At 69.1% G+C, this 12,986-nt stretch carries 10 protein-coding genes and 2 pseudogenes; 6 read left to right on the forward strand and 6 right to left on the reverse strand.

Annotated features, from left to right (window positions below; genetic code table 11):
- Positions 1–541, reverse strand: a pseudogene (locus ABT078_RS24745) (RNA-guided endonuclease TnpB family protein); the annotation flags it as partial.
- Positions 542–715: 174 nt separating this feature from the next.
- Between ABT078_RS24745 and ABT078_RS24750 the strand changes: the two are divergent.
- Positions 716–1,003, forward strand: coding sequence for a CU044_2847 family protein (locus ABT078_RS24750; RefSeq protein ID WP_351231395.1), 288 nt, complete (start codon positions 716–718; stop codon positions 1,001–1,003).
- A 329-nt stretch (positions 1,004–1,332) separates the two neighbouring features.
- Here ABT078_RS24750 and ABT078_RS24755 read toward each other — a convergent pair whose 3' ends face one another.
- The 3 genes from ABT078_RS24755 to ABT078_RS24765 all read right to left on the reverse strand — a co-directional run bounded on the left by ABT078_RS24755 (position 1,333) and on the right by ABT078_RS24765 (position 7,053).
- Positions 1,333–2,343: a reverse transcriptase N-terminal domain-containing protein gene (locus ABT078_RS24755; RefSeq protein ID WP_502981299.1), complete on the reverse strand. Its 1,011-nt coding sequence runs from the start codon at positions 2,341–2,343 to the stop codon at positions 1,333–1,335.
- 969 nt (positions 2,344–3,312) lie between these two features.
- The gene (locus ABT078_RS24760) at positions 3,313–6,084 is read right to left on the reverse strand and encodes a cation-translocating P-type ATPase (RefSeq protein WP_351231243.1); all 2,772 of its coding nucleotides are present in this window, start codon (positions 6,082–6,084) and stop codon (positions 3,313–3,315) included.
- 768 nt (positions 6,085–6,852) lie between these two features.
- Positions 6,853–7,053: a hypothetical protein gene (locus tag ABT078_RS24765; protein WP_351231245.1), complete on the reverse strand. Its 201-nt coding sequence runs from the start codon at positions 7,051–7,053 to the stop codon at positions 6,853–6,855.
- A gap of 223 nt (positions 7,054–7,276) precedes the next feature.
- Between ABT078_RS24765 and ABT078_RS24770 the strand changes: the two are divergent.
- A pseudogene (locus ABT078_RS24770) lies at positions 7,277–7,627 on the forward strand (pyridine nucleotide-disulfide oxidoreductase); the annotation flags it as partial.
- Positions 7,628–7,697: 70 nt separating this feature from the next.
- On the opposite strand, the gene ABT078_RS24775 reads toward ABT078_RS24770, so the two are convergent.
- Together ABT078_RS24775 and merB are read right to left on the reverse strand one after the other, a co-directional pair.
- Positions 7,698–8,168, reverse strand: coding sequence for a DUF5990 family protein (locus tag ABT078_RS24775; RefSeq protein WP_351231247.1), 471 nt, complete (start codon positions 8,166–8,168; stop codon positions 7,698–7,700).
- An 8-nt stretch (positions 8,169–8,176) separates the two neighbouring features.
- On the reverse strand, positions 8,177–9,178 hold the full coding sequence (gene merB, locus ABT078_RS24780) for an organomercurial lyase (protein ID WP_351231249.1): 1,002 nt from the start codon (positions 9,176–9,178) through the stop codon (positions 8,177–8,179).
- 83 nt (positions 9,179–9,261) lie between these two features.
- On the opposite strand from merB, the gene ABT078_RS24785 reads away from it, so the two are divergent.
- The 4 genes from ABT078_RS24785 (at position 9,262) to ABT078_RS24805 (ending at position 12,548) form a co-directional block, all read left to right on the forward strand.
- On the forward strand, positions 9,262–9,666 hold the full coding sequence (locus ABT078_RS24785; protein WP_351231251.1) for a heavy metal-responsive transcriptional regulator: 405 nt from the start codon (positions 9,262–9,264) through the stop codon (positions 9,664–9,666).
- A gap of 693 nt (positions 9,667–10,359) precedes the next feature.
- Positions 10,360–10,764, forward strand: a complete 405-nt coding sequence (locus ABT078_RS24795) for a RidA family protein (protein ID WP_351231253.1) — start codon at positions 10,360–10,362, stop codon at positions 10,762–10,764.
- 681 nt (positions 10,765–11,445) lie between these two features.
- Positions 11,446–11,805 carry a rhodanese-like domain-containing protein gene (locus ABT078_RS24800; protein WP_351231255.1) on the forward strand — a complete coding sequence of 120 codons (360 nt, stop codon included), beginning with the start codon at positions 11,446–11,448 and terminating at the stop codon, positions 11,803–11,805.
- The gene (locus ABT078_RS24805) at positions 11,802–12,548 is read left to right on the forward strand and encodes a sulfite exporter TauE/SafE family protein (RefSeq protein WP_351231257.1); all 747 of its coding nucleotides are present in this window, start codon (positions 11,802–11,804) and stop codon (positions 12,546–12,548) included. The genes ABT078_RS24800 and ABT078_RS24805 overlap by 4 nt, the downstream gene beginning before the upstream one ends.
- Positions 12,549–12,986 lie beyond the last annotated feature (438 nt).

The following is a 12,986-nucleotide window of genomic DNA, read 5'->3' on the forward strand; positions in this document are numbered from 1 at the left end:
CGGGAACCTCGCAGGTGGCGACCAGGAACCACATACCGTCCCGGTACACGAGATCCGACTCGCCCCGCCGGTATTTCTCGAGCATCGCCAACTGGCCGGGATGCCCGGTGTACCGGACGTTCCTGATCCGCCCGGCCACCGTCCAGACGCTCACCGTCCGTGCGTCGTGCTGCCAGGACAGGATCCGGTCGTCGTACGGCTGGGCCGCATCAGCCTGGAAGACGACCGGCTTCGACTCCGCACGCCTGCGCCGCTTCGAGGTGGCCGGGCCCAGGTTTCCCGCCCGGATGTTGGCGCGCAACGTGGCGTAGGCGTCCACGACCTTCTTCACCACCCGCACGGCCGGCTGGGCAGCCAGCCCGAACTCCGCCTTCAAGCGGGCGTAGACGAGCCTCTGCAGCTCGTTGCGAGAGGCGGTGCCCGTCTCGTACGCCACCACCGATACGGCATCAGCCGCCCGGTTGCACACGCGCAGGGTCGCCGCCAAAGCCGCCGCCACCTCCGGCGACGGCAACAGCTTCACCTGCACCACGACCTTCACCCCATCAACCTAACCGCCACCACCGACAACAGCCGAAAGCACAGGCCACGACAGACACGAAGGGAACTCCGCCGCTACGCGGCTCCGCTCCAAGGACCCATTCCTCCCCGGCCTGAGGCCGGGGCCTCCTGGGAGAAATCAGGTGAAGGTCCAGGTCGAGGTGAGGGGGACGGCCTGGTCAGGGTCGCCAGGCCGGGACAGGTCGTTGCGCGGGCCACTCGCTCGTTGGGCGAGATTGTGGCCGTGGTCAGGCCGGTCGCCCAGAACTTCGTCGACGGCTTCCAGGGCATGGCCCGCAGACCCGACGAGATCAGCGTCGAGCTCGGCCTGACTCTGTCTGCCGAAGCCTATGCGGTGATCTCCAGCACCTCGGCGCAGGTCAACTTCAAGATCGCGTTGCCCTGGCACAGGCCCCCTGCTGATCCCACCGGCCCCTGGGCAGGAGACGAGCCGACGCCATGACGGCGGTCTCCGGGCATACCGCGACGCCTCGAACAGCGGACGGACAGTTTTCCAAGCCGAAGCAGGGGCAAAGCGGCAGTCGGTCCGGAACATGTCGACGCCTTCGAGCGTCAGCTTCCCAATGAGCGCGTCCCCCCGCTTGAGCCGCCTCCGCCGACTGGCGCACGCTCACGGCCACGATCGATCTGCGCGGCGTGGCACCGGGGAACTGGAGTGTGAGCGTGGTGTCCCACCTCGGAGTGGAGGTGAACGCGGGCACCTTCACGGTGACATAGGCGGACACCGTGGTTCCGTTTACGATCGCGCCGTTCTGCGCCAGCCGGAACGTGTCACCCTCGTGCGTCCTCGTTGAACACCAGCCCTCGGGGCGCGAGCCACTCGGCGAGCCGTGCCTTGACCTGCTCGGCCGCTTCGCGGCTGTGGCACATCGCCACCAGGTCGTCGGCATATCTGACCAGTACCGGGGCGTCCGGCATAATCTCTCCGGCCCGGCGGCCCGGAGGGTAGTACCGCACGCCCGCAGCCGCCTCCATCCCATGCAGGGCAACGTTCAACAGCACGGGGCTGATCACTCCGCCTTGAGGAGTTCCCTCCTTGGTCGCGGTGAGTCGGCCGCGTTCCACCACTCCGGCCTTCAGCCACTGCCGGACCAGTCCCCGGGCGGGGAAGGTGCCGAGCCGGGCCAGAAGCCGGTCGTGGTCGATGCGGTCGAATGCCGCCGCCAGGTCTGCGTCCAGGATCCACACGCGTTGCGGGTTCTTGCCGTTGAGCGTGCTGTAGATGACCCCGATCGCGTCGTGGCAGCCCCGGCCCGGGCGGAAGCCGTACGACCTCGCCTCGAACCGGGCCTCCCATTCGGGTTCCAGTGCCGCCGACGCCCGGGCCTGGTGGGCCCTGTCGATGATCACGGGAATGCCGAGCGGGCGCCGTTTGCGTCCCCCTGCCTTGGGGATGAACACCCGCCGGACCGGACGGGCCTGCCAGATTCTTCCGCGCTGCTGGATGAAGCGCGCCAACTCTGCCTTGCCCGGGGCGGTCAGCACGACCTGACCGTCGATCCCCGCTGTCTTCCGTCCGGCGTTGACCTCCGTCACCCGGCGCACGCTGACCAGCGTGTTGCTCAGGCTCCGGAGCATCAGTTTCTGCAGGTTCCTGACTTTCGCCAGGTCACCGTCCCTCGATGCCGTGAAGATGCGCTGGCGCAGGCGGCATACGTTCTTCTCCACCTGGTCCCAGTCGATACTGTCCCAGTCCGCGAAGAAGTAGTCGCCCTCCGGTCCGTTCACCCCGGCCGCAGCCGGGGCGTCCAACTTGTCCTTCGGTGCTGTCCCTGTCGCCATCGTCCCTCCTCACAGACTCACCCGGCTCACGTCAGCGTCCTTTCGGACCCGGAAACCTGCCCGGTATCCGGCGAGTTGGCCGAGGCGGTGGCGGAGAGGCCGCCGCTGGTGCTGTCCCGGTTTCCCCTGGCCTTTCGGCCTGCCGGCCTTCGCTTCCTGAGCCGTCCTGTCCCGCCGGAGACATCAGCCTTCCTCACGGTCAGCCCACCGCCGCCCATGCCAGAGCGGCGGCCTCCGTCGGGGCTTCCACGTTCCGCGCATGCGAGATACGACCGGAATGGGCGCCCTCTATATCCCGGGACGGCGGTGTCCTCCCGAGCGGCATGCAAATCCGCCCGGCGCCTGCCGCATCTCAGCGGCCCGCCCTGCACCCTGCTGCCGCATCCCACCGGCAGGGCTTTTCTTCACGAGACGTCATCGAGGGTTCACGGGTGTTCGCCCGCCCGGTCTTCCCCTTGCCTGTTGCCACCGGGTGGAACGGCGGAACTTCGGCTTCTCCCCGGAGCTTCGCACCCCGCCGTTACCAGCGACGCACGTCCGGGTGGGGACGGGCCATCGGACACGGACCCGGGGCTACCCTGTCGTCGGCGACATCGCCGACCCCCTCTCCACGAGCCCCCACTCAACACACGCGACCTCGTGTCGCACCTGCACGCAGAAAATGCCCTCCGCCTGGACCGACAGAACCCCTCAGCAAGGTTCATCATCCCAGCTCAGAAGGCACTTTCGCGTTTCCGCTCAAGATCCGGACCCCACGCAAGTGAAATACCGGGGCACTACCGGGGATCGACCGCCAGGTGGGAGCACGGGGTCTGCGCTGATTCCACCAGGTGTCAACGCCGACGCTGAGGCGTCCGGTGCCGGTCGAGGCGGCACTCGCGCTTCTCACAGCAGCGCCGTGAAACACCACGAATCTGTATCCCCGGTGGAGTCAAGCTCGGTCCGCCCGGCGCACCGTGGGCACCGCGGTCACGCCGCCTGCTGGGACGTCGGTTGCTGCGAGCCGGTGCCGCGCGTGCGGCGTGCACGGGTACGCAGCACGGCCTTGAGTACCTCGCCGGTCCACAGGATCGCCGAGCCGACGGCAGCGCACACCAGCCACTGACGAGGGGTGAGGTCGGCGGTGGTGAAGAGGCCGTGCAGCGCGTCGGTCTCGACGATGACGATGAGCAGGGCGATCACTGCGCCCGTGGCGACGAACGCGGAGGTGTTTTGCAGCGTTTCACGGCTGAACACGCTGCGGGTGTCGTGCCGCACGTTGAGTAGGTTGAAGACCTGGAAGAACACGAAGGTGACGAAGGCCATGGTGCCCGCGGTGGTAGCCTCTCCCAGTTCCGGCTCGGGACCGGGTGCCCAGACCAGCAGCGCCAGAGTGCCGGCCGCCATCACCGTGCTCGCCAACAGGATGCGGGTGAGGCGCTGCCTGCTGAGGATCCGTTCGTCGGCCGGGCGGGGAGCGCGTTTCATCGCGTCCGGGCTGACCGGGTCGACGCCCAGAGACATGGCGGGCGGGCCGTCCATGACCAGGTTGACGAACAGGATCTGCAGGGCGGTGAAGGGCGCCCCGCCGGCCAGACCGGTCAGTGAGGCGACCAGGAAGGTGGCCACAAAACCCAGGGCGGTGGAGACCTGGAACCGGGTGAACTTCACGATGTTGTCGTAGATGCCGCGGCCTTCGCGGACCGCGGACACGATGGTGGCGAAGTTGTCGTCGGTCAGCACCATGGTGCCAGCCTCCTTCGTCACCTCCGTTCCGGTGACACCCATCGCCACCCCGATGTCGGCCTTGCGCAGTGCGGGGGCATCGTTGACACCGTCACCGGTCATCGCGACCACGTCACCGCGGTCCTGCAGCGCCCGGACGATACGCATCTTGTGTTCGGGGGACACCCGGGCGACGACGCCCACCTCGTCCAGCCGCTCGGCAAGGGCGGTGTCGTCGTCGATGCGGTCCAGCTGGGCGCCCGTTACGGCGTCTCCGGGAATGCCGAGCTCGCGGGCAATGGCGCCGGCGGTCACCGCGTGGTCACCGGTGATCATGCGGACCCGGATTCCCGCGTCGATGCACTCGGCGATCGCCGTGCGCGCCTCCGGTCGGGGCGGGTCGACGATACCCACCATGGCAGTCAGCGCTATCCGGTCGAGTAGATCCTTGGGATCCTCGGGAGCCGTGAAATCCTTGGCGGGGAAATCCTCCATGCCCAGCGCCATGACCCGCATGCCCTGCTCGGCGAGCGCGGCGTTGCCCTCCTCGAACCGACGGCGGGCCGCGTCATCGAACGGCAGGATCCCCTCCTCGCCGACGAGATGGTCCGCGCGGTTTGCGAGGACGTCTGGGGCACCCTTGACGAAGCACCTGATCACCGCGCGCCCGGAGTCGTCCGTCCAGTCGTGGAAGGTCGCCATGAACTTGTAGTCGGAGTCGAAGGGGACCTCCAGCCGCCGCGGCCGTTCCTGTCGCAGCGCGGTCACGTCGATGCCGCCCTTCTCGGCCAGGACCACCAAGGCGCCCTCGGTCGGGTCACCCACGACCTCGCCGTCGCGGATCACCGCGTCGGTACACAGGGCCATCGCCGTCAGTGCGTGATCCAGTGTCTGCGGCAGGGGTTGTCCGTCGGTGGTGTGGATCCGTCCCTGGGAGGAGTACCCCTCGCCGGAGAGGGTGAGCCGGCGGCCGGCCAGCAGCATCTCCCGCGCCGTCATCTGGTTCAGCGTCAGCGTGCCGGTCTTGTCCGTGCAGATCTGGGTCGTGCTGCCGAGGGTTTCGACCGACGCCAGCTTCTTGACGATCGCCCCCTTCTTGGCCATCCGGCCCGTGCCCATCGCCAGGGTGAACGCGACCACGGCGGGCAGGCCCTCGGGGATGGCCGCCACCGCCAGCGACACGGCACTGATGAACAGGTCGCCGAAGTCCTGCCCACGCAGCAGGCCGAGAATGAACACCAGGGCGATGACCAGCCCGGCGATCAGAGCGAGGGTGCGGCTGAGCGCATCGATCTGACGCTGCAGCGGCGTCGGACCGGGCTTGGCCGAGTGCAGCATGTCGGCGATACGGCCGGTCTCGGTGTCCATACCGGTGGCGGTGACCGTGACCTCGCCGCGGCCACGCGTCACGGCGGTGTTCATGAAGACCGCCGTCAGCCGGTCGGCCAGCGGGGCGTCCTCCGCGACCTCGGCATCCGCGTCCTTTGACACGGCCTGCGCCTCGCCGGTCAAGACGGACTCCTGCACCTCCAGGGAAGCCGACGTCAGCAGCCGTCCGTCCGCAGGCACCCGGTCGCCCGGCGCGAGGGTGACCACGTCCCCGGGGACGAGTTCGCTGGCAGCCAGTTGCATCAGGCGGCCGTCGCGGCGGACCGTGGCGTGAGTGACCGTCATCTCACGCAGGGCGTCCAGTGCCGCTTCGGCGCGGGACTCCTGCACGAACCCGATCGTCGCGTTGAGCAGCACTACCACCGCGATCGCGATCGGCGTCTCCCACTCCTGGGACACCACCAGGCTGACCACAGCGGCCACCAGCAGAATGATGATGAGAAGATCCTGAAACTGCCGGAGGAAAGCCCGCCACCGGGGCTCACGCGGAGCCTCGTCCAGCTGGTTCGGCCCATACTCCGCCAGCCGCCGGGCTGCTTCGTCCGAGGAAAGCCCCGCACCGGGATCGACGTCGAGTCGGCCCGTCGCGTCGGTTGCAGGCAAAGCATGCCATGGCGGTGGTGTGGCGGCAGTGTCGGAAGTCAACATTGTTCCATTCTGCACCGGGCGTGCGGCCGGGCATGCGCCCCATACTCCCCGTTGGGGAAATGCCAGAGCGTGGTGATCAAGCGGACTGCAGCTCGATCAGCTGCGGGTTTCCCGTGATTCCTGTGCATGTATGGGTGGTTGGGGCAGCCCTGTCGGCTGTTGTCGGCGTACACGTGAATGTGGCTCTGACAAGATTTTCGTAGCCGGAGGTCATCCCGTGGTGAGGACGCTGGCTGGTCCGCGTATCGGCGGCGAAGGTGGGCCATGAGCAGCCCAGCGCGGAGCGCCGCCGCAGGTGCGCGCAACCAACTGGGGATGAGGCGGAGCCGAAGGTGCCCCATATGGGAATAGCGTGGCTGCTCACACGCACCGTAAGCGAGGAGTTGCCGCGGTAGGCGTGGTGACGCTGCCAGTCGACGGTCCACCCGTGCGTCAGCGGTATTCAGTCCGCACATCGCCGGACGACCTGAGCACTCTCGGCAGCCTACCAGCGGGCGCGGGCCGAGCCCTTCCCAGCCCGCCGGGCCTGCGGACCGTCGCTGGTCCGATAGCCACCGCCCGAACCCGGGTAGGCGCCCTCGACGCGTTCGTCCCGGACCGCATCAGGTCGCTCTCGACTGCCGCTGACCGGCTCCCGCGTGCCACTGGGCGTGCTCTGCTGCGGCGGGTTCTGGGCACCTTGACCAAGCCCGAGCCGTTCGGCGGTCCTGTTGCCGAGGGTTGCGGATGGGGGTCTGCCTGGCCGCCCACTGCGGTTCGATCAACTGCTCATCGACGGGCGAACCGGCGCGCCAGGAGGCCCGCCAGGACCGCGACAAGGGCGGCGAAGACCAGCACGGCATCGCGGACCGGCAATGTCCGCGCGGCCAGTCCCAGACCGAGCACCGGAACAGACAGGCCCAGACAGGCGGCGAGGAACAGCCCGGTGAGTGTCTCTCCGCGTCGCTCCGGCGGAGCCGGCGACAGCACCCTGCTGACGCTGCCTGTGGCCGGTACTGCGCACCCTCATCGGGCGCGCCGTGAGGGACGTCTGGGAGGACGCCTTCCCTCGGCCGGCGGACGCCACGACCGCGGTGTGAGGATGCCCGTCCTGGATGCGTGATGGATCGCCGACGCCCTCGTGCCTCGGCTTGTCCTGATCGGCGGCACCCTCAGGTACCACGGAGGACCATACGAGTGCGAGCGTTGGCACGTACGCACAGCACGCGACGCCGGACTCCTCAAGGCATGCCCATGTTCGCCCGGCTCACCGCCGACGGCGTCGAAGGGGCGGACGGCACCCGCGCCGAGGCCGACGCCGTCATCTGGTGCACCGGCTTCCGCCCCGCACTTGCCCACCTGTCACCGCTCGGCCTGTGCGGCCACGCGCCCACCGCCGGCACCCAGGCAACCGGGGGGACCGGGGGACCGGGGAGCCGGGGGACCGGGGCTGTACGTCCTCGGCTACGGCGACTGGACCGGACCCGCCTCGGCAACCCTCGTCGGCGTCGGCCGCCCCGCGCGGGAAGCGGCGCGGGCAATCGCTGAACTCCTGCGGAGCTGAAAGCACATTGCATCCAACCGGGCACAAGGAACGCGAACACCAAGCCCGGCCTACGGCCTCGGTCAGAGCACTAGATTGCGTTCCCGGCAGCCCATGTGATGGTCGGGGGCACGACTCGCGCGCACAGGGGTGCACCGCACGCGTCGGTCAGGCCGAGGCGCCCGACCAGCAGGCCGCTACGTGCGGCGGCAGCGAGTTCTTTGGCCGGTACGGAGTCGAGCATGAGCTTGGCGCGGCGGAACATGGTGAAGGTGCCCGCGTCGTCGACCGTGCCCCATGACAGGTAGATGAACCGGGCGCCCGGACGGCCCTGTACGCAGGGGCCCTTCACGTCGATGCCGGTCGCCGTGACGCTCGTGGTGCATTCCAGGTTCCAGGTAGCGGATGTGGCGTCGCCGGGGTGCGGGTCGAGGAGTTCGGCACGGCGGTCGCGGCGCTGTACCGCGACGTGGATGTTGCGGTACGCCGCGCCGTCGTCGGCTGGTGCCCCAGGTGGGCAGGTGAGGCCGGGCAGGTCGACGGCGTCGATGCGGATGCGCATGTCGGCCATCATCCCTGTAGTGGTTGCGAGTGCGCTGATGTTCCGGCTGGCTCCGGTTGTGTCAGCAGGGAGGCGAAGATGGACCGCCCCAGGGCTTCGGCGTGGTTCTGGTCGACGGCGTTGCCGGTGTAGTCGGGGTGCTGTTCGGCCCACGTGTGGGCGGTGCGGTGGCTGGTGAAGAAGTTCAGGGCCCCGCAGGTGACGTCGGCGGCCGGGCCGGTGCAGGAGCGTTGGCCGACGTAGACCACGGCGGTGGATGGCTGCCAGGTCATGCTGCCCCGGGTGGAGGTGACGGTGACGCTCTCGCCGGTGATCGGGTCGGCGGAGGTGATCACGGCGTCGGAACCGAGCATGTCCGGAATGCCCAGCGCGTCCACCGCGCACATCGACCACACGTCGATGCCGCTGGCGAGCCGGACCCGGTGGTTTGTGGGTACGGCGGAGAACGGATAGGCGGCGCGGATGCGGCCATGGTCGTCGAGGGTGAGGAAGTCCTCGGCCGCCAGGTCGGCCAGGACCTCGGCGGCGCCGCGGCCGTGGGCGTCGGCCGCGATTTCCAGTTCGCTCACCGTGGGTGCATCTCCGGTGGTCGCGAAGTGGCGGAGCACGGCTTGCTGGACGGCGCGCAGCCCGCCGGCCACGGGTGCGAGGCGGCCCCGGCCACCGCGGCCGGCCGCGTCCATCGGCGGGCACTCGCAGTCCCCAGAGGTGCCCGCGGCATCCAGCACGCGCCGCAGTTTGACAACGCTCGGCGCGCCCTCGACCCGGCCGTCCGCCCCCCGGTACAGGCGGCAGGACAAGGACGCGGGTGCGCCCGGCACGGCGAACGGGTCCACACCATCGATCAGGACCGTGGGCGAGCCGGTCATCCCAAGCCGAGCCGCCTCCTCCTGATCCGCGACCTCGACCAGCTCCACCTCCACGCCACGGCCCTCGGCCGCATGGGCGATCCGTTCCTCGATCACCGGGGCGTTGGGGCAGTCCGACACGATCAACACAGTGATGCGCATGGCATCGTCCTCCCAGCTCAGAACCTCTGTGACCGACGCTAGACCTTCCAGTGCACTGGAAGGTCAAGGCGTAACCTCGACGTATGCGCACCGGAGAACTGGCCGCCGCGAGCGGGCTGACGGCCAAGACCATCCGCTTCTACGAGGACGCCGGGCTGCTGCCCGAGCCGCCACGCACACCGGGCGGCTATCGCGACTACCCGCCGCAGTCCGCGCACCGGCTCGCCTTCATCCGCGACGCCCAGTCGGCCGGGCTCACCCTCGCCGAGATCCGCTCCATCCTGACGCTGCGCGATTCCGGCGAGGCGCCCTGCGCCCACGTCACGGACCTGATCGAGCAGCATCTCGCGGACATCGAGCGCCGCATGGCCGAACTGCGCAAGACCCGCACCGCCCTGCGCGGCCTGGCCCAGCGCGCCGCAGCCACCGACCCGAGCAGCTGCACGGAGGCGGACATCTGCCGCATCATCGCCACCCCCGCAAAGTGACAACAAGGGACTGTCACCCGGGTGACTGACAACCTACGGTTGTCAGCATGAGCTCAGAGCCCACCGTGGACCAGCTCATCCAGGCGGCCCACGCCCACGCAGCAAGCAACGACCCTCTCGACCTCCTCGACGCCGTCCTAACCCTCACCCGCGACCTCTCCGGACGCGCCGACGCGGCCGTCGATCAGGTCGTCAGGCTTCGTCGCGTTCATGCTGTGCGAGCCGGGTCAGCCGATGTACACGCTGGTCGACGAGGAGGAGCTGAAGAAGCGGGCGCACCTGCGCGCCCCGCGTCCCTCGGCCGGCTGACCCGCGCGATGCGGCGAGATCGCGTCACCGCTCGAACTTGATCACTCGGCCTGGTGTCCGCCGTATGCGTCCTTCGGCTGACCATGGCTTCAACCAAGGAATACACGTGACCAGCGCGAAGGCCGTTGAGGATGAGTCTGCTGTGTCAGCATTCCGGGCAGGATGCGTTCGCTGAACTGCCATACCTGTGGGGCGAGTTCTATTCCTGTCGGACCAGGCGTGCGGACGCGCTGTTCGAGCCGGCTGACGCCGTGCTGTGGGCATACGGCCCGGTCAGATCGTCCTCATCCGCGCGGGGGGGTGTGTCACACCATCGGGGCGATGCTGGTCTTAGTTGTCGTCCCGCCTCCGCGGGGTGGTTCGGTCGGCTACAGGGAGAGAATCGTGACTGTTGAGTCCAAGGAATACGGCTTCGGTATGCCGTGGGAATCTCTTTACGGGTACAGCCAGGCCGTGCAGGCCGGCGACACGCTCTACATCTCCGGGCAGTTGTCGCACGACAGCGCCGGGGCCTTCGTCGGGGCGGGCGACTTCGAACTCCAGGTCAGGACGACGCTCGACAACCTCGACCGAGTGCTGGAGCACTTCGGTGCCACCCGCGGCCAGATCGTCGAGACCACCGTCCTCGTGAAGGACCTGCGGGAGCACTTCGACACGGTCGCCCGGCTGCACGCCGCGTACTGCGGCGACCGCCGGCCCACCAGCACCGTCATGGGCGTGTCCGACCTCGCGCTGCCCGACCAGCTCGTCGAGATCGGCGCGGTCGTCCGCCTCGACGTGACGCACTAGCCTGATCTTTGACCTCGGACTTTGAGCGATGCGTCATACTTGATCACTCGGTGCAGTAACCGGCGTACGCGGAAGCGGCCTTCGTCTGAGCATGTGCTCCGACCAGGGGACACACACATTCAGAGCACGAAGTCCGTGAGGATGAGTCCGCTGCATCGCGATCCCCGCATGGAGTCGCCTGCGGAACTTCCGTGCCTCTGGGGCAAGTTCTACTCCTGTCCGACCGCGCATTTGACCGCGTTGTCGTCCGCGTCCGACCGGTCGGGCTGGGAGGGCTGCTGAGAGCCCGTCATAGGCCGGAATTTCGCATGATGAAGTCTCAGTAGGGAGTCCGTCCCGCTTTTGGTTCTGAGACCGATCGAAGATCGACGAGGTCTCGACGGCCCATTTTCGACCTTGCTCCGGCAATGGAACGTTTATGAGAGCCGATCTGCCTGCTCGCGACCGCCTCTCTGTCGCCTGCAGTTGAACCGCTCACGTGACGGTTGCCGCACGCCTTGGGAAATACCCCCTGGGTATCTCCCGCCGGCCGTGACGTGGTGGCCGTCGACGACGGCTACGCGGCCGCCGCCGATGCCGGTCTCACGCTCGTGACGCCCGCGCAGCACTGACCCGCACCACCTGGTCTGCCGGGCCGCCGACGGTTCCGGCAGGCCAGGAGCACCCCGAGGGAACACAGTCATGCTCTTGCCCCAAGGCGGCCCCGGCCGCATCACCCCTGCACAGGCCCACCGCATGCTCCAGGAAGGTACGGCCGTGCTCCTCGATGTCCGTGAGGCGGACGAATACCAGGCCGGTCACGCGCCCGGTGCGCTGCATGTGCCGCTGTCGCGGCTGGCCGCCGGCGCGGATGTGCCCGACAGCCAGGACGGGCGCCGCTTGGTGCTGATCTGCCGCTCGGGCAACCGCTCCCAGCACGCCGCACGCCTGCTGGCCGGGAGGGGCGTGGAGTCGGTCGACATCACCGGCGGCATGCGCGACTGGGCCGCCCAGGGACTGCCCGTCCAGGACGCGCACGGGCAGGCGGGCACCGTCATATGACGGCGTTCATCCTTGCCCTGCTCGCCGGGGCGCTGGTCGGCCTGGCGCTCGGCTCGCTCGGGGCGGGCGGCAGCATCATCACCGTCCCCGCCCTGATCTACCTCCTCGGTTTCACGCCGGCCGAGGCGACCACCGCCGGCCTGATCATCGTGATCGTCACGTCCAGCACCGCGCTGCTGGCGCACGCGCGCGCCGGGAAGGTGCGCTGGCGGGCCGGGCTGCTGTTCGCCGCGGCCGGCCTGCTGCCCGCCGCCGCGGCCGGTGTCCTGTCCGCGCACATCCCCGCCACCGTGCTGACCCTGGCGTTCGCGGCGCTCGCCGTGCTCGCGGCGCTGGGCATGCTGCGCCGCCGCACTCCGCCGGAGAACGGGACGGTGTCGGGGCCCCGCGCGGCGGGAGCGGGGGCCGGCCTGGGCGCGGTGACCGGGTTCCTCGGGGTCGGCGGCGGATTCCTCGCCGTCCCGGCCCTGGTGGCCGTGCTCGCCGTACCCATGAGCGCGGCCGTGGGCACCAGCCTGCTGGTCATCATCGCCAACGCGCTGGTGGCCCTCGCCGCACGGGCGGCCACCGCAACCACCACCCTGGACTGGGCGCTGATCATGCCGTTCATCGCGACCGCGGTCCTGGGCGCCTGGGACGGCAAGCGGCTGAGCGCGAAGGTCTCACCTGCCACGCTGCAACGCGTCTTCGGCAGCCTGCTGCTGGCCGTCGCCGCGGCCATGGGGATCGGCACACTGCTGTGAAGCGCCGGCAGGGCCTGCTACGGGCGGCCGTGTCCCGGACGCCCACCGCAGTGCCCCGCGGGGCTTCAGGCCGGCGACAGGAAGAGCGTCTCCAGCCGGGCCCGGGACCGGTGACGTGCCGCTGTTCCGTGAGAGGTCCATGATCATGACTGTCCATCAGGCCGTCGGCTGAGTGGCATTTCGAGCCTGATGGCGGCCGGGCGGTCGGGGAATCCACGACCGCCCCACTTCCGTCCACACGGCGCGACACAGCGTGCATCGATGGCGACGGAAAGGAGTGGCACGTGGCAACCGTTCATGAATGAACCGGCCTGGAGGCGCTTGCCCTCCGGAAGGCTCTCCGCTTGAGCGTCCGTGCCTTCGCCGAGGAACTGGGCATCTCGGGTAATACCGTCGGCAATTGCGAGAAGTTTCTGTCCAAGAGGGGGCCCAACACTG

Source organism: Streptomyces sp. NPDC002133 (assembly GCF_040296405.1).
Taxonomy (GTDB): domain Bacteria; phylum Actinomycetota; class Actinomycetes; order Streptomycetales; family Streptomycetaceae; genus Streptomyces.